We start from the raw sequence: 15,920 nt of genomic DNA, 5'->3' as shown, positions 1-15,920 counted from the left end.
CCTACAGCCCAGACACGCTGTTACGCGATAAGTAAGCAGGGTTGTAATACTTGTCTTCCAAGCTTTGCTCAATCACTTCGCGATACTCAATCACGGTTTTCTTGCTTGGTTGAATCTTATCGAGCAAGGTCATCGACATCACTGTGGGTAATCCATCACGCACACCTTCAGTAAACCACGCTTGCTTGGCTAGCTTTCCTGAACGCAGATACAGATCCGCTTTAACTGGAAACGCTCGGTCTGCTGTTAACCACAGATCAATCGACTGATAGCTGGCACCCTTAGTTTTCGCCGATAGCTTTAAGTGATGGGTATCGAGTTTCTCGCCAGTCGGCATCTCTACCTGTTGTTCGTCAACCCACTCACCTTGGTAATCTTCGCTCCAAGTGAGCGTCGAGATGTCCCCTACCGAGGCTTCGCCCAATAGCTTTTGCATTGGGGTGATACGAATTGGTCGGCGAGATTTCGGCATCAACAGCCAATAGTTGTCTTCAATCATCAGCATCTTTTGACCCGCCTCGACAGCTGATTTAAAGACCACTAACGACTCCCGATTTGGTCTTGTGTAGACATTGTATTCACGGGTCTTGTCGAGTTGCTCGTCTTGATACAACGCCACCAAAGACACTACCTTAGAGGCTTGTGCGCTGTTCAACCGGTAACTATCAGCCTTGGCGATCATCTCAGTGACTTGTTGTGAATCAACCGCCCAGCTTGGTGTCGATACTAAAACCAGAACCAATACAGAACCTAAAACAGTGAGTAAACGAGTAAATTTATACATAAACCAGCGCCTCCGTGATTGGCTTATTCACGCCTTTGCGAGCAGAGAAATAAGCTGCCAGCAAACATATCGTCAGCACACCTAAAGTAGCGTAACCAACCAATTCTAATGAGAAGTAAATGTTGAGTGGGTAGCCTTCGGTTCGACCCGGAGGTGGTGGCATTTGGATATCAACCACCAGCAATAACACCGACACTAAGCCACTCACTAATGCGCCTATCGCGCTGCCAATCACAGCCAGCAATCCCGCCTCTTTTAAGAAGCCTGTGACGATTTCAGAGGGGTAACTCCCGAGTGCCGACAAGGTGCCGATTTCACGAGTACGTTCTGTCACCGACATGGTCATAGTGTTAAACAAAGACACGAACACCACCAATGCCATCACTGCGCCCATGATGCCGAAGATACGGTCGTAAAGATCTTTAACCTTGGTGTAGAAAAACGCGCGATCTTGCCATGGGGTGATCTCGATCTCTGCGCCTTGATCGTTTTGGCTCGCGCTATTTCGATCTAAAGCAGTTTGGATACGCTGTTGAACGGTCGAGGTCTTGTTGGTTTCAAATAGGAACACCGACAAGGTACTGACTTTGTCTGAGGCCAAAAGCTCTTGAGCAGTGGTGATGTGTACGTAAAGCTGACGCTTATCCAGCTCAGGCACCCCTGTCGAGTAGATGCCCTGCACCTTAAAATCAAAGGCATTCAAAGCGCCATCACTAGTAGTCGCAAGCAGTGTAACCCAATCACCAACCGCAACTTTGAGGTTACGAGCAAGGTCAGTTCCTAGCATCACTTGTGGTTCTTGGCTGTCGTATCTTGGGGATTTCACATCCGACAGGGTTTGCCCGCTGCGCACATCAAGGAATGGTCCTTTCATGTCGAACTCACGCTCATTAACGCCCGTTCCCATAAAGATGGTCGACTTACTGCCGTTAGAAACCAAGCCGCTGAAGTAGACTCGTGGTTGAACGCCACGCACATCACTGTCACCAATAATGCTCTTGGTGAGCGCTTGAACATTATCGAGACCATTGCTCAGCGGCATGTCTTCATCTTGCTCAAAATAACCCGGTGTGCTCAAAGTAAGATGACCAGTATCGCGCGCGGTCGATTCCCTTAAGGATTCGTAGGTGTAAAGCCCATAGCCACCCGCACTGGTGAGTGCAAATACGGCAATCGCGATGATCAACACCGACAACAAACTACGGCGACCATTTCTTAATAGATTAAGCCACGCTAAGCGAACCGACGTAGGAACCAGAACAGTGCTCAACCCTTGTGTTAGCTTGCCCATGAGATCGCCTCCGTTGCTGTAGTTTGCGGAGCCAGTTGGCCATCGATTAACTCAATCACTCGGTCACAACGCTGCGCCATTCTTGGGTCGTGCGTTGCGACGATAAAAGTCGTGCCCATTTCGTGGCCGAGCTCTTTCATGATATCGATCACAAGGTTGGCGGTGTGGCTGTCTAAGCTAGCGGTCGGCTCATCGGCAATCACCAAGCTTGGGTTATGGATCAGCGCTCTGGCTATCGCGACACGTTGTTGCTGGCCACCTGAAAGGTTGTCTGGACGGTGATGAACGTAATCTCCTAGCCCAACACGCTCTAACATCTCTTGAGCTCTGGTCTGCTGTTCTTGTTTTGAGCATTGGTTCAACATCAATGGGTAAGCGACGTTTTCTAGCGCGGTCATCACAGGAACCAAATTGAAGCGCTGAAATACAAAACCCAACGACTGACGACGAAAACGTGCAGCGGCGATTTTCTCTGTCGGATATGGTTGGCCATCAATATTTATCTCGCCTCGGTAGTCCATATCCAACAATCCAAGAATATTCAAAAGTGTGCTTTTCCCTGACCCAGACGGCCCACACAGCGCCACCATTTCACCGCGTTGGATGTGTCCATCGACCCCGTTTAATGCATCAACACGTTGACCGCCCGTGACATACGCCTTGCCGATACCTTTAAATTCAATCATTTCGTTGTCCTCTTATTACCAATCCATTCTCAAGCTCTCGCAAGCCGAAATTGAGCTTTCACAGCTGTTATTTGGCTTTGGCAACTGTTACTTGGCTTTCGCTATTAGGGCCTTCGCTGTCATGGTCTCGATGTTTCCGGCATCGGTATTTTCCATTTTTTCAAGCCACACCTGTGCTTGCTCGAAGTCTTCAGCACGAATCGATGCGGTAATGGCGTAACGGTAAATCCATGAGGTCGCAGCGAAATGTTGTTGTTGGAAATCATCTTCCGCAAGTAACGAGAGGAACAAGTCATAACCACGATCGAAATGGTTAAACATGTCGGGTAGCGAGGTGTAAGTAACGGCGGCCATTGCGCGAGTTAGGTAAGAATCTGGCAGCCCTTGAACACGAGGTTGCTCATGAATCGGTTGGTCTTCGTCTTTCAGCAGCACCAGTGATTTATCAATGGTTGATAAGCCTTTCTCCACATACTTCATCTTGTTCCAAGGTAAGAACGCATCACGCCCCATCAGGGTTTCTGTGCTGCCTAGATAAACCAAAGTCAGTGGCGTAGCACCATTTTGTTGTAACGTGTCATTCAGGCGTTCATACGCTACTTCAACCAAGTCTTCATTGCCTTGCGCGGCTTGATTATAGATATCGAGCACGTCAGAGCTTGGGTTAGCCAAAGCTAACGACGGTGCAAAAGAAACAAGCGCAATCAGTAATGAACGCTTAAGCAGAGAAGTGGTAGAGCCTGAATTAAATGAGTGTGAAGTAGTCATGATTTCTAATCCCTTTCAAATGTTGACGTTGAAAGGTTAACTAGAATTTGTCATGCCGTTTTATCAATGCGACGAATGGTAATTACGAGGAGTGAATGGTTGTTCGAGAGTGTGAACGGTAAAGAGAGACAAAAAATACAGACAAAAAAATAGCCGCTCAATGGCGGCTATCTTGTCATGGTCTAAATCAACTATGCTTCACATCTAAAGAAAAGGCACACTGCATGACTCATTATTTATCTAACTTAAAGAAACTTAGCTCTGAGTTGAGTTCTTTCGTCACTTCAACAACGCTTTGGTTTGCTTGTGCAGATTGATCAATGCCTTCAATGTTTTGTTGAACCAATATGTTCATATTTTCAAGCTGTGTCGATATATCTGTCGTAACGGCACTTTGCTCTTCTGATGCCGTAGCAACGATGGCATTCACTTCTGAAATACTTAAAACCTTTTCTGATATCGAATGAAAAGATTGAGCAAGCTCATCGGTCGTAGACTTTGTTAAGCGCATCAGTTCAACGTTTTTCACCATAGATTCATCCGCTTGCTTAGATTGGTCTTGTAACTGCGCAATGATCTCTTGAATATCGATAGTCGACTGCTGAGTTTTCCCAGCCAAAGCTCTTACTTCATCAGCAACAACAGCAAACCCTCTTCCTTGCTCACCGGCTCTAGCCGCTTCAATCGCGGCATTAAGCGCTAACAAGTTGGTTTGCTCAGAGATGTTCTTAATTACCTCAACAACACTGCTGATACGCTCTGAGTGCTCTCTAAGTAAATTCACGACCGTTTGAGTTTCTGATATTGATTCAGAAATTTCTTCTGTCGTGTCAGTTGAGTTTTTCAATGTTCCATGGCTTAGCTGAATAATGTCATTCGCTTCCATCGCTGACTGCTCAGCTCTTTGTGCGTTGTCTGCAACATCTCTTGCTGTTGAAGATAACTCAGTCGCGGCCGTCGCGATTTGCTCTACCGATGATAGTTCATTCAAAGAGTTACTCTGGGATCGCTCTATCAGAGCTAAAGACTCTTCTTGCTTTTGGTTAATTGAATTCATGCTTACACCTGCCTGTGACAGGATATCATTCAATTTTGCAGACAGTTGAGACAAAGAATCTGAAATAGTGTCGAGCTCATTTCCACCCTCTTTCAATTTAACGTCCGATAAACGTCCATTCTCAAGGGCTCTAATCCAATTTACGATCAATGGCAAATTTCTCAATTCTCTTTTCACTAGGAAATAAGATGAGCCAGAAGCAACGATAGAAGAGAAAAGAACCAGCCACCATGAGAAAGAAGAGTTGGACTCTAAAACTGAATCAGAATGGGCTAATTCTTCCTTAGCGACGTCCAATTGCAATGAGATCAATTCACCAAGAACGCCTCCCATATCATCAACAAGGAGATAAAGCTGAGTGATCATCTCAGAATCATCAATCATCATATTTCTATGTTTATCAAGAATTAATGGTACTTCTCGCTCCACCTTGTCTATTTTAAGTTGAAGCTCTTTTGCCAACCCCTCTTCTTCTCGTGTTAGCTGCGTTGCCAGATAATGAAGGAATAGCTCATGAGCCTCTTTCATCGCAACAGAAACACCAGAATAAAAAGCCGTCTGCTCTATCATTCCCACATGGTATTTATTCGCCGCATCAATCACGCTTACCGCGTACAAATCCGAAATACTTTTCAAATCAGATAACGGAATGACTCGGTCCTCGTACACAGAGTGAAAACTGTCCATAACCTCATTTGAAGTAGCTTCGCTTTTTAAGTTGCTTACAACTAAAAAGATAGAAAAGAACAGTGGAACTAGAAGAAGCTTTGTTGATATTGATTTCATATAACCCTGAAAAATAATGTATGGGAATTTATTAATAATGATAATTGTATCACGCTTTTTAATGATTTTATCATTGACTTATAACCCACCAACCTAAACAGACCAGTTCAAGCTGCGATCGTTCCTCAACTATTTTGTAATGGAATAGCAACATAACTTGATCAATTAAACAATTCACCAGCATAGAGTGAAGCGAAATTGATACAGATCTCGCAGCACGCGAACGGTGCTGATGGACTTTCAACCAAAATAAGCTTACAACCACTTACATTGTTGAAAGATATGTTATTTTTCTTTTTGATTAAAAACAAAAAATAGCCGCTAGTTAGCGGCTATTTTGTCAAAACAGAGCGAAGCTTCGACGACTTTTAGTCTCTCTACTTAATCTCGTCTACTATTCAAACTCTTCTATTTCTTAGTTTCTTCTACTTTTTCGTCTCTTCTACTTCTTAGTCTCTTCAACTACAGCTTTCATCAATACTGATGTATCCATGCGACCTTGTCCTTGGGCAGACAGTGTCTTGTAGGCGTTGTTGGTCTTTTCCGTCAAAGGAAGTTGGATGCCTTGGCGTTCTGCTTCATCTAGGCAGAAACCTAAGTCTTTGATCATCCAATCAATGGCAAAGCCGAAATCGAATTTATCTTGCGCCATTGTGGTCGCGCGGTTTTCCATCTGCCATGAACCGGCAGCGCCATTTTTAAGGCAATCAACCAGAGTTGGGATATCAAGACCTGATTTCTCTGCAAGTACCAAACCTTCAGAAAGACCATTCAATACACCTGCAATGCAGATCTGATTGACCATCTTTGCGCGTTGGCCTTGGCCTACTTTACCCATCAGAACTGACGACTTACCGTAAGCTTCGAACACAGGTTGAAGGTCGTTGAAAAGCGCTTGTTCTCCGCCACACATGATGGTTAGCACGCCGTTTTCTGCGCCCGCTTGGCCACCAGATACAGGCGCGTCCATAAAGCGAACACCAGCTTGCTTCGCTGCCACTTCAAGCTCTTCAGACAGCACAGCAGACGTTGTAGTGTGGTCGACAAGAATCGCGTTTGGCTTCATTGCTGCCAATGCGCCTGTTTCGCTGGTTGTCATGCTGCGTACGTCGTCATCATTACCTACACAAACCAATACCACGTCAGCTTCTGCGACACACTCAGCCACAGATTCTGCCGTTTTACCTTGGTGTTTATCAGCCCAGTCTAATGCTTTGTTGTGAGTGCGGTTAAACACCGTTACTTCAAAACCGGCTTTGACTAGGTGGCCTGCCATTGGGAAGCCCATAACGCCTAGCCCGATAAAACTTACTTTCATTTCTTTCTCCTTTTATTTGACCAAGTCATCGCTATGAAAAGATCGAACACTCTCAATCAACGCATCAATAAGCAGGGTCAAAGCCTTTGGCTGATATTTTCTTTCTTTGTACACTAAATACGCTTGGCGATCACCCCGATGATACTCAGGGAGCACTTGAATCAAATTCATCTCAGGGGATACATGACGAAAAGGCAATGAAGCAAGCCCCAAGCCTTTTTGCGCGGCCGCCGCTACCGCATGAATATCGTTGACAATGAACTTGGGTTTAATCGTGATCATCTGTTCCAAGCGGTCGGATTTGTAGAGTGGCATATCAAACACATCATCAACGTTGATCCAGTCTTGAAGCTCTAGGTCGTCCGGCTTTTCAATCGTCTCACGCGAATCTAAGTATTCTTGGCTCGCGAAAAATCCGTGTTTGGCTTTGAAAAGTGGACGAGCAATCATGCCTTCCATCTCTGAGATCTTAAACGTGATCAGTAAGTCACGGTCGGTCTGCGGGATAAACTGTTGCTGGCTCAAGGTAAGGTCGAGCTGAACGTTCGGATATTGAGTGAGGAATTGCTCTACCATCGACCTTAAAAAGCCACTATAGAAGTTGTGAGGTACGGCGAGCTTTATCTTGCCTTGAATAGCGTCACGCTCTTCTAGCAAGCTATTAAAGCCCTGATGAATCGACTCCATGCCGCTGCTCAGTGCAGAAAAGGCCGCCTCGCCGTCTTTGGTGGCCACCAGCTCACGACCTTTCTTTTCTAAAAGTCGGATATTCAGGCGATCTTCCAATGCGGTTAGCCTACGCGACATAGTCGACACTGGGAGTTGCAGCCGTTTAGAAGCCGATAGCAAAGAGCCCTCTTCAACCACTGCACAGAATAAGAACAGATCATCAATGTTTCCAAATATGGAATTCATGCTTCTATATGTGCCTATTTTTCTCACTAATGGATAGATGTAACCTTATCTCATCAACAACAGAAAATCACGGGAGAACACTGTATGAACAACAAACAATTTTGGGTAACCGCGATTTTATCCTCCCTGACCATGGCGACCATCATGTCTGGGTTAATTTCTGGCTACAAAATGGGATTCAGCCACGAATGGCCGCCAATCTGGCTGCAAAGCTTTTTGATTGCTTGGCCGTGTGCCATCACGCTCAACCTCACCGTGCTCCCTTTGATCAGAAAACTCTCAGCATGGATTTGTCGCCCGAGAACGCTTTGCGTACCAGAGATCACGGAACGATGATCAAGGGCTAATGTTCAGGAACTATGACCTAGGTTCTTCCACCAAAGAGCTACGATAAAAAAGCTATGTTCACAGATAAATGCCTGAATGACGCCCATAAAAAAACCGAGCACTAGGCTCGGTTTTTTGTATTCTACATTCTACTCACAAGAGCAAAGCTATCAATTATTGATTGATATCACAGCTCAGCGTTGTGGTAAACCTGCTGAACGTCATCACAGTCGTCAAGCATGTCTAAGAACTTCTGGAATTTCTCAGAATCTTCTTCAGCTACTGGCGTAGTTGTTTGAGGAACGAAAGTGATTTCCTCAACGTCTAGCGTTAGGTCTGGGAACGCAGCGTTTAGTGCTGTCTTCGTTTTGAAGAACTCAGTCGTTGGAGCGAATACAGTGATAACACCGTCTTCTAGCTCAACGTCAGTCACGTCTACGTCTTCCATCATTAGCGTTTCTAGGATGATCTCGTCATCTTCGCCTGCAAACTGGAATACAGCTTGGTGAGCGAACATGTGAGAAACAGTACCTTCAACACCGATTTTCGCGCCAGTTTTAACGAAACATTGGCGAACATCTTGGAAAGTACGGTTACCGTTGTCTGTTAAACAGTCAACGATTACGCTTGTGCCACCTGGGCCAAAACCTTCGTAACGAGCTGGTTGGAAGTCTTCACCGCCGCCGCCGTTCGCTTTATCGATCGCTTTGTCGATAACGTGAGCGGGTACTTGGTCTTTCTTCGCTTTAGCAATCAGGTGCTTAAGAGGTAGGTTCATGTCTGGGTCAGAGCTGCCGTTCTTAGCCAGTACGTAAATCTCTTTACCGTATTTAGAATAAACTTTAATTTTTGCGCCTGCAGTTTTCGCCATTGAGGCCTTGCGCACTTCAAAACTTCTTCCCATCGGGATCTTCTCTCTGATTCAATTAACGGTGCAAATTCTAGCAAATTACTGCGTCATTTCAATTCAACAGCTTTGCTGGGTAAGGTTTATCTGCGTTTATGCGACACCCATTACCCGTTTGTATTTTTCTACAGACTGCTCAAACCAAGCCTTTTCTTCTGGATCACCTAGCTTCATTGCTTCTTCAACAATGGCTTCAGGGCCACATTTCGCTTGCTTCAATTTCCATACAAGAAACGATGCTTGCTTATCCAGTTCGATTTTATTTTTCTCGCTGGGTGGAAGGAGTGAAAGGTTGATAGACATTATTAGCCTTCGTCTGTAATACACTTGGCCGAGAAATATATCATAGAGCAGCCTCATAAAACCAATACTATGAGCAATAGTGGGGGTTGTAGGACGAGAAAGCAGCAAGTCGCTGATGCAGGTCAAGCTAGTTTGGGAAAAGAGTGTTTGCAAATAGCTAAGACGTTGCCACCTTAGCGGAAGTAAAATTAATATAATTTACGTACTCATCGATGAATACAATCTACAAACGGTTAACTAAAAAGGATTGAATTTGTAATTTAGCTAACCATTTGGAAAGATGTGCCCCTCTAGCTTAGTAAAGAGAGCATTGCCTTCATGTCATTAATCACACCACTCGTAAACTCTTCTAAATACTGATGAGAACTGAGTTGTTTAAGTGTACCTGCGTCTAAGTCCCGGAAAGGAATATTAGGCGAAGCATATTTCCATGCAGGTAAATTTTCATCCGTTGAGTACTGTCCGCTAAATTTTAAAGCGAGTTTCTTTTTATCTTCAGTGTGCTTGCTATAAATGCCAAGATACAGATGGTAATCTTGCTCAACGCCAATATAAGCATCAATATACCCTTCAAGCTTCACCCATAAACCTATGTACCTTGAATTACGTTCTTTTTGTACATAAGAACGAATTCTCTGCTCCGGATCATCAGACAGATTAAATGACTCTTCACTTGATAATTGCCCAAACTCAACTTCTAATTTTTTAGCCAGTAACTTCCACATTGCTAGTTGCGCATCAACATTTATTTCGGTATATGCTTGTTGAATATCAGGGACAATATTAATTAAATCATCGGTAAGTAATAGTTGTTTGAGTTGCTTTAAATAGTCCATATTATCCGTCTGATGTGTTAGTTTGTGAATGAGGTCTAAGTATTGTACAAGAGCCTCACGAAGAGGATTATCTCTTGCTGAAATTTCAATGAGACGGTCTAACCAGTAACACATATCCGTATGATAACTAAGAGAAATAACTTGCCCAACTAACTCTTCCGCGCTCTCTTCTCTCGCCTCTCGACCATCTAGCGTAAGGTATATTAGAATGATATTTTCGTGCTTATAGCCTTCCGCACACATGTACTCATAATAGTTTTTTATTTGACGGTCTTGATCCCCAGCGTAAATTTTATTTTCAATGACAATCGCATGGGTATCAGTTTTTATCAAAATATCGATATTCTTGTATTCAGAAAAGACAGATGCGTTATCGACATCAATGTCCAAATCAAACTGCTCACAAAAACTCTTTAATAAGAGGCCTCCATGTTGATGGCTGCCTAGTGGATTTAGAAGATCGCAAACAAACCGAGAATGAAGTCTTACTTCATCAGATTCACTACGGAGAACACGAAAGAGGTTATATTGAGGCTTTTCTTCATAGCGTTGCTTTAGCAGCTTAAGTGTTAAAAAGAACTGATGATTAATCGATTTCATTAGCTTTCCACGATTGTTAAAAAGACTTGAGCAAGCGCTTACTTGTCGTTAAAAACCCAGTCAGGAAAATCATAAACCTAATTGAGAAACATTTGATTACCTTAAACTTTTTCAAGAATTCAATCATGTCTCAGATCAGTTTCAGTGTAATTAAATTTAATACTAATAGTTACTAACATAACCAGGTTCTATCATTCCATGGTGTGAAGGTTACATCCAATTTAATCCTAAATATAAGACAGGTTTCAAATGAAAAGTCACAACTATGTTGATGTTCCTAGGCGTAACTTGAAGGAATTTAGATATGGATGAAGAAGTTAAACTTCGTCAAAATCGGACTAAGCTCCGAACAAGTTAGTCACTATGAATGCGAACAGGCAGGTTATTTTAATCGTTCATCAAACAGCTTCTACATTAATGAGTTAAAGAGCCCAAAAAAACACCAACATTCACCCTGAACATTGGCAGCTTTTTAACATAGAAACGGGAGTGGAAGCCTAAGCCCTACTCAGGCAACAGATAGCGGGTGCTTCGTCCGCCAGAACCAGATTTGACTAAGCAGCCATGCTCAATCAAAGCGTTCAAATGACGTGTTGCAGTGGCACTGCTCACCTTTGCTACTTTCTGATAGTGGCTGGCATTGATACCTTCAGAAAAATCACCATCGAGCATCCTATTCAGTACTTTTACTTGTTCTGTTGTAAGCTTAGTTTGGTCGATACTTCGCCAATAGTTAGTCTTATAAACGGTTTGATCGACTTCAGAGAAAACGCCTGTAAACGTCTCGTCTAACGTATCTAAGAACCACATCAACCATTCGCTAATATCGAGTCCACCTTTCTGGGTTCGCTCCAATATCTCGTAGTAATGCTTGCGGTTAGCGAGAATCCCCACCGACATCGCATAGAAACGTACCGACTGCTGCTCGGCCTGTGCTAACGCCAAGTCAGTCAACAATCGAGTAATACGACCATTACCATCACCTAACGGGTGTAAGGTGATAAACCAAAGGTGAGTTATCGCAGCTCTAAGTAAGGGATCGAGTGTAGCGTCGGTAAGTGAATCATTGAACCATGTGATAAACGCATCTAACTCAGCATCAAGAATGTCTCGGCTAGGTGCTTCAAAATGTACGGTCGGACGGTCAATTCTTCCCGATACCACTTGCATGGGAGTATCACCTCTTAGCTGACCTCCGATTACAGGGTTAAACATGGTGTAACCTTGAGGAAACAGCCTATCGTGCCAATGCAAAATCCTATCAAGCGCTAATGGCTCAGTGAGGTTCTGCACGGCATCCAACATAATTTCGGCTAAGCCATCAGTTTGTTCTGTCGTAGGAAAAGGTCGCTCTTCGCTCACGCCAAGTTTGTTAGCTAAAGAAGAACGAACAGAGAAGGCATTTAGCTTTTCTCCCTCTATCGCACTGGAGTGGACAATGTTCGCTAGCAAAGTATCGAGCATTGTTTGCGTTTGGTCTGCGGATTGAGAGGTTATCTTGCCTAATAGGATGCCCTGATTAAGCCGTACTTCTCTTAACCTCACGCCTATTCTCTGATTATCCCAAACAAAGTTTGGCCAATTATCTTGCTGCCAAATCCACATATTACGCCCCATGATGCGAAAGTATCACTTATTCAAATCACATTATGAGCTGTTTAAGCTCATTATTCAAATCATAAAATGAGTCGAATAATGGGGTATTCAAATCATTGAGGCTGGAGAAGTCCTTCCCCAGCCCAGAAGGACTATTCACTCTCCGAGAACACATCACAGTGTGAGGCGCAGATGAAGTCATTCTTGTGCAGACCTTTGATTGAGTGGCTCCACCAAGTGACGGTGACTTTGCCCCACTCCAGTAAGATCGAAGGGTGGTGAAACTCTTCTTCCGCCAATTCTGACACTTTGTTGCTGAATGCCCACGCTTGTTTGTAGTTCTTAAACTTAAACACCTTCTCAAGCTGTGGGATGCTGTCTCTTTCGATGATTTGCCAATCAGACAACTCCAACAATAAAGACTGTTGCTCGTCTTTACTTAGGGCAATCGCGTCGATACTGCAGGCTTCGCATTTTTGTTCATTCAACATGTGTTGGTTCCTTGGGTTCAAAAAGTGGTGGTAGTAACCCCGCATCGATGGCGAGATCAGCTTGCTGTAATAGGTTTTCCTGACTGATTTGGAAGAGCTCAGACAGCTCGTCGATCACGTAATATTTCGGCTGCATGATGTCGATACGATAAGGAGTTCTTAACACTGTTTGCAGATCGAACCGCTCACGAACCGCCAAATCACCACCCAATGCATACATGGTTTCCGCCGGAGACGAGAGAATACCACCGCCGTAAATTTTCAGTTTTTGTCCCTCTTTTACTAAACCGAACTCAACCGTAAACCAATACAAACGGGCAAGATAGGCGCGCTGTTTAGATGTAGCGGCTTGGCCTAGTTTTCCATAATGCTCAGTGAAAGCCGCGAAATCGGCATTGGTGAGCATGGCACAGTGGCCGAAAATTTCATGAAAGAAATCAGGTTCTTGTAAGTAATCGAACTCATCTCGCGTTCTCAGAAATGTCGCAACTGGGAATTTTTTATTAGCGAGCAAATCAAAGAATCGGTCGAAATCGATCAATGCGGGCACAGGCTGAACCTGCCAACCTGTTGTTTCCATTAGCACCTTATTTATCTCTGGAAGCTGAGGGACTCTGTCTAATGGCAGATCCAGCAGGGTCAAACCGTGCAAATAAGCATCGCATGCGCGGTCATTAATGGCGTCCAGTTGCCTTTTCACTAAGTCGTGCCAAATGGCGTCTTCTTCGAGGCTCCACTCAACCCATCCCTCTTGGCTCACGGGCTTAGAATGATATTGAGTCATTACACACCTCCTTTCGAATGTCTCACTTTAAGCCTATCTCCACTCCTTATATCCGCCAATTTGCGCGATTTTTCGAAACAAGCGATTGTGTAACATTTTGTTTACACAGTTCCGACGCACCCTTATTTTGCTGATCTTTTGACTTTGTAAAACCTAAATACCAGACTGAAATCGTTAACATTTTGTTAAAGGTAAAGGAATGCACGAAAGCAATAAGCCAATTTGGCAGCCTAGCGACCAGCGTATCGCACACGCCAACGTAACCCGATTTATGGATAGCCTCACTCTGTCAGGATTAAAGCCACAAGACTTAGGGCTAGAGACGGAATGGAAAAACTACACGGAGCTTCATCAATGGTCTGTGGAACATCCCGAGTCGTTTTGGCAGAACGTTTGGCAGTTTTGTGGAATGGTGGGCTCGCAAGACAGTATTGATAACGCACAAAGAGAGCTCATCAAAACTCAAGGCGAGAGCCGTTGGCAACAGTCAAAATCGAATCGCGATGCGGTGTGGTTTCCGAATGCTCAAGTTAACTACGCCGAAAACTTGCTGCACTCATCAAAAACGTTACCAAACGAGCTTGCGATTTGGTTTGAGAATGAGCGTGGCGAGCATCAAAGCTACACATGGCAAAACTTGTGTAAGGAAGTATCTAACGTTCAACAATGGCTTGTCGATATAGGTGTTCAACAAGGTGATGTAGTTGCTGCTTATACCCCTTATCTTCCTCAAACCGTGATTGCGATGTTGGCAACTACTAGCTTGGGTGCGATTTGGACATCGACTTCGCCTGATTTTGGCGTCGAGAGCGTGATTGAGCGCTTTGGCCAAGTGAAACCTAAGGTGCTTTTCACCTGTGACGGCTACACCTTCAATGGCAAGACGTTCGATATGACGGACAAAAACCGTGAAATCATCGAACACTTAAACGAATTAAAACAGGTGTGTCAGATCGGCTATTTAAAGAACAATGATTTTGAGCATGACGTGTCACTCCAAAACTGGCACAGCATCATCAATCAGTATCAACCAAAACCTCTTCGATTTACTCGTGTCGGCTTCAATGAACCTCTGTTTGTACTCTACTCTTCTGGCACCACCGGCAAGCCAAAATGTATTGTGCATTCTGTTGGCGGCACCATCATCAACCACCTAAAAGAGCATCAACTTCACTGCGATATTAAACCAAGAGATCGCGTGTTCTACTACACCACTTGTGGTTGGATGATGTGGAACTGGCACGTCTCTGCGCTCGCCAGCGGGGCTTGTTTGGTGATCTTTGATGGTAGCCCGGTTTATCCGCAACCTAGCGTTCTGTGGGATTTAGCGCAGCGAGCTGATGTATCGACATTTGGCACCTCAGCCAAGTACCTAGAAGCGATTGAGAAAGCGGAACTCTCACCGATCGACAGCCACTCTCTTCCCCACTTAAGAACACTGTGCTCGACGGGTTCAGTGCTCTACCCTGAGCAATTCGATTACGTCTACAAACACATCAAGCAAGACCTACATTTGGCGTCTATTTCTGGCGGCACGGATATTTGTGGCTGCTTTGTTTTAGGCAACCCTATCTCGCCGGTGTATCGTGGTGAGTTCCAACAGGCAGGGCTCGGCGTCGACATCAAGGTGTTCAACTCTTCTGGTCACAAGGTCGATCACGAACGTGGCGAACTGGTGTGTACAAACTCCCTCCCCAACTTCCCTGCTGGCTTTTGGAATGACACCGGAGAGCGCTACCACAGCACTTACTGGGACAAGTTCGATAATGTGTGGCATCACGGTGATGAAGTCGCACAGAGCGTGCATGGTGGCTACCTGTTCTACGGGCGAGGCGACACCACACTCAACCCTAGTGGTGTGCGAATTGGTACTGCCGAGATCTACCAGCAAGTGAACACTATTGAAGGCATTGTGGATTCGATAGCCGTCGGCAAAGACATCGACCGCAACGAGCAGATATGGCTGTTTGTCCAACTGCAGCAAGGTGTGGATCTAGATGATGAGTTACTGACAGCCATCAAAAGCAAACTCAAATCATCCTGTTCACCAAGACACGTGCCAAGCCAGATATTTGCGATCAGCGACGTGCCAAAAACACGCTCTGGCAAACTGGTGGAGCTGGCAGTGAAACAGGTCATCAATGGTAAGAGTGTAGAAAACCTCGGGGCTATCGCTAACGCCGAGGTTTTGAAAGAGATAAAGCGTGTTGTTTCGCTTTAGCTTTAGCCTTAGCCTTAGAAAGTGGCTAACTATCTCCAATTTTCACTTGGTTGTCAGATAACATCTAGAGTAAAGGCAGCCGATTGAAAACTAAATCGAAGCCACTCTTTGAGCTCATGAACCCTCTCATCTGTTTGGCTTCGTGCCTTTTCTAAAGATCTTAATGCGATCTGAACGTCATATTTAAAACAAAATTGGCTTTGTTGCGTAATTCAATGGAACTAAATCAAGAACCTACGATCTGATCAGC

General features: G+C 44.6%; 15 protein-coding genes. 2 read left to right on the top strand and 13 right to left on the bottom strand.

The window, feature by feature from the left end; translation table 11 throughout:
- Position 1: 1 nt before the first annotated feature.
- The 7 genes from AB6E08_RS16490 to AB6E08_RS16460 all read right to left on the bottom strand — a co-directional run bounded on the left by AB6E08_RS16490 (position 2) and on the right by AB6E08_RS16460 (position 7,605).
- On the bottom strand, positions 2-784 hold the full coding sequence (locus AB6E08_RS16490; protein WP_372063991.1) for an outer membrane lipoprotein-sorting protein: 783 nt from the start codon (positions 782-784) through the stop codon (positions 2-4).
- Positions 777-2,075 (bottom strand): ABC transporter permease, encoded by a 1,299-nt coding sequence (locus AB6E08_RS16485; protein ID WP_372063993.1) that lies wholly within the window; start codon positions 2,073-2,075, stop codon positions 777-779. Before AB6E08_RS16485 ends, AB6E08_RS16490 begins: the two co-directional genes overlap by 8 nt.
- Positions 2,063-2,761 carry an ABC transporter ATP-binding protein gene (locus AB6E08_RS16480; protein WP_017102216.1) on the bottom strand — a complete coding sequence of 233 codons (699 nt, stop codon included), beginning with the start codon at positions 2,759-2,761 and terminating at the stop codon, positions 2,063-2,065. The genes AB6E08_RS16485 and AB6E08_RS16480 overlap by 13 nt, the downstream gene beginning before the upstream one ends.
- An 87-nt stretch (positions 2,762-2,848) precedes the next feature.
- The gene (locus AB6E08_RS16475) at positions 2,849-3,529 is read right to left on the bottom strand and encodes a hypothetical protein (RefSeq protein WP_017098815.1); all 681 of its coding nucleotides are present in this window, start codon (positions 3,527-3,529) and stop codon (positions 2,849-2,851) included.
- Positions 3,530-3,761: 232 nt separating this feature from the next.
- Positions 3,762-5,372 carry a methyl-accepting chemotaxis protein gene (locus AB6E08_RS16470; RefSeq protein WP_017098814.1) on the bottom strand — a complete coding sequence of 537 codons (1,611 nt, stop codon included), beginning with the start codon at positions 5,370-5,372 and terminating at the stop codon, positions 3,762-3,764.
- 442 nt (positions 5,373-5,814) lie between these two features.
- Positions 5,815-6,690: an NAD(P)-dependent oxidoreductase gene (locus tag AB6E08_RS16465; RefSeq protein ID WP_012601274.1), complete on the bottom strand. Its 876-nt coding sequence runs from the start codon at positions 6,688-6,690 to the stop codon at positions 5,815-5,817.
- A gap of 12 nt (positions 6,691-6,702) precedes the next feature.
- A complete protein-coding gene (locus tag AB6E08_RS16460; protein ID WP_371694797.1) occupies positions 6,703-7,605 on the bottom strand; it encodes a LysR family transcriptional regulator in 903 nt (300 codons plus the stop codon).
- An 84-nt stretch (positions 7,606-7,689) separates the two neighbouring features.
- On the opposite strand from AB6E08_RS16460, the gene AB6E08_RS16455 reads away from it, so the two are divergent.
- Positions 7,690-7,941 (top strand): DUF2798 domain-containing protein, encoded by a 252-nt coding sequence (locus AB6E08_RS16455; RefSeq protein WP_017084971.1) that lies wholly within the window; start codon positions 7,690-7,692, stop codon positions 7,939-7,941.
- 178 nt (positions 7,942-8,119) lie between these two features.
- Here AB6E08_RS16455 and AB6E08_RS16450 read toward each other — a convergent pair whose 3' ends face one another.
- From AB6E08_RS16450 to phhA, 6 genes are all read right to left on the bottom strand, one after another.
- Positions 8,120-8,836 (bottom strand): YebC/PmpR family DNA-binding transcriptional regulator, encoded by a 717-nt coding sequence (locus AB6E08_RS16450; RefSeq protein WP_009846045.1) that lies wholly within the window; start codon positions 8,834-8,836, stop codon positions 8,120-8,122.
- A 96-nt stretch (positions 8,837-8,932) separates the two neighbouring features.
- On the bottom strand, positions 8,933-9,142 hold the full coding sequence (locus AB6E08_RS16445; protein WP_010432323.1) for a DUF3283 family protein: 210 nt from the start codon (positions 9,140-9,142) through the stop codon (positions 8,933-8,935).
- Positions 9,143-9,432: 290 nt separating this feature from the next.
- Entirely contained in the window at positions 9,433-10,578 is a 1,146-nt protein-coding gene (locus AB6E08_RS16440; RefSeq protein WP_017102221.1) for a PD-(D/E)XK nuclease family protein, read from the bottom strand.
- A gap of 504 nt (positions 10,579-11,082) precedes the next feature.
- On the bottom strand, positions 11,083-12,183 hold the full coding sequence (locus AB6E08_RS16435; protein ID WP_372063995.1) for a Fic family protein: 1,101 nt from the start codon (positions 12,181-12,183) through the stop codon (positions 11,083-11,085).
- 143 nt (positions 12,184-12,326) lie between these two features.
- On the bottom strand, positions 12,327-12,665 hold the full coding sequence (locus AB6E08_RS16430) for a 4a-hydroxytetrahydrobiopterin dehydratase (RefSeq protein ID WP_372063997.1): 339 nt from the start codon (positions 12,663-12,665) through the stop codon (positions 12,327-12,329).
- Complete coding sequence (gene phhA / locus AB6E08_RS16425; protein ID WP_009846042.1) at positions 12,655-13,449, bottom strand: phenylalanine 4-monooxygenase; 795 nt, start codon at positions 13,447-13,449, stop codon at positions 12,655-12,657. The genes AB6E08_RS16430 and phhA overlap by 11 nt, the downstream gene beginning before the upstream one ends.
- Before the next feature lie 199 nt (positions 13,450-13,648).
- Between phhA and AB6E08_RS16420 the strand changes: the two genes are divergently transcribed.
- Positions 13,649-15,670, top strand: a complete 2,022-nt coding sequence (locus AB6E08_RS16420; RefSeq protein ID WP_372063999.1) for an acetoacetate--CoA ligase — start codon at positions 13,649-13,651, stop codon at positions 15,668-15,670.
- Positions 15,671-15,920 lie beyond the last annotated feature (250 nt).

The sequence above is a fragment of the Vibrio sp. 10N.247.310.24 genome, assembly GCF_041467175.1.
In the GTDB taxonomy this organism is placed as follows: domain Bacteria; phylum Pseudomonadota; class Gammaproteobacteria; order Enterobacterales; family Vibrionaceae; genus Vibrio; species Vibrio tasmaniensis_A.
Note: the sequence above shows the minus strand (reverse complement) of the source record. Positions and strands in the feature narration are given on the sequence as shown.

What these genes read in the sequence shown, in the direction of transcription:
- AB6E08_RS16465 (WP_012601274.1), bottom strand. Translation starts at nt 6,690, where the DNA reads ATGAAAGTAAGTTTTATCGGGCTAGGCGTTATGGGCTTCCCAATGGCA.
- AB6E08_RS16430 (WP_372063997.1), bottom strand. Translation starts at nt 12,665, where the DNA reads ATGTTGAATGAACAAAAATGCGAAGCCTGCAGTATCGACGCGATTGCC.
- AB6E08_RS16445 (WP_010432323.1), bottom strand. Translation starts at nt 9,142, where the DNA reads ATGTCTATCAACCTTTCACTCCTTCCACCCAGCGAGAAAAATAAAATC.
- AB6E08_RS16460 (WP_371694797.1), bottom strand. Translation starts at nt 7,605, where the DNA reads ATGAATTCCATATTTGGAAACATTGATGATCTGTTCTTATTCTGTGCA.
- AB6E08_RS16435 (WP_372063995.1), bottom strand. Translation starts at nt 12,183, where the DNA reads ATGTGGATTTGGCAGCAAGATAATTGGCCAAACTTTGTTTGGGATAAT.
- AB6E08_RS16470 (WP_017098814.1), bottom strand. Translation starts at nt 5,372, where the DNA reads ATGAAATCAATATCAACAAAGCTTCTTCTAGTTCCACTGTTCTTTTCT.
- AB6E08_RS16455 (WP_017084971.1), top strand. Translation starts at nt 7,690, where the DNA reads ATGAACAACAAACAATTTTGGGTAACCGCGATTTTATCCTCCCTGACC.
- phhA (WP_009846042.1), bottom strand. Translation starts at nt 13,449, where the DNA reads ATGACTCAATATCATTCTAAGCCCGTGAGCCAAGAGGGATGGGTTGAG.
- AB6E08_RS16490 (WP_372063991.1), bottom strand. Translation starts at nt 784, where the DNA reads ATGTATAAATTTACTCGTTTACTCACTGTTTTAGGTTCTGTATTGGTT.
- AB6E08_RS16440 (WP_017102221.1), bottom strand. Translation starts at nt 10,578, where the DNA reads ATGAAATCGATTAATCATCAGTTCTTTTTAACACTTAAGCTGCTAAAG.
- AB6E08_RS16480 (WP_017102216.1), bottom strand. Translation starts at nt 2,761, where the DNA reads ATGATTGAATTTAAAGGTATCGGCAAGGCGTATGTCACGGGCGGTCAA.
- AB6E08_RS16420 (WP_372063999.1), top strand. Translation starts at nt 13,649, where the DNA reads ATGCACGAAAGCAATAAGCCAATTTGGCAGCCTAGCGACCAGCGTATC.
- AB6E08_RS16475 (WP_017098815.1), bottom strand. Translation starts at nt 3,529, where the DNA reads ATGACTACTTCACACTCATTTAATTCAGGCTCTACCACTTCTCTGCTT.
- AB6E08_RS16485 (WP_372063993.1), bottom strand. Translation starts at nt 2,075, where the DNA reads ATGGGCAAGCTAACACAAGGGTTGAGCACTGTTCTGGTTCCTACGTCG.
- AB6E08_RS16450 (WP_009846045.1), bottom strand. Translation starts at nt 8,836, where the DNA reads ATGGGAAGAAGTTTTGAAGTGCGCAAGGCCTCAATGGCGAAAACTGCA.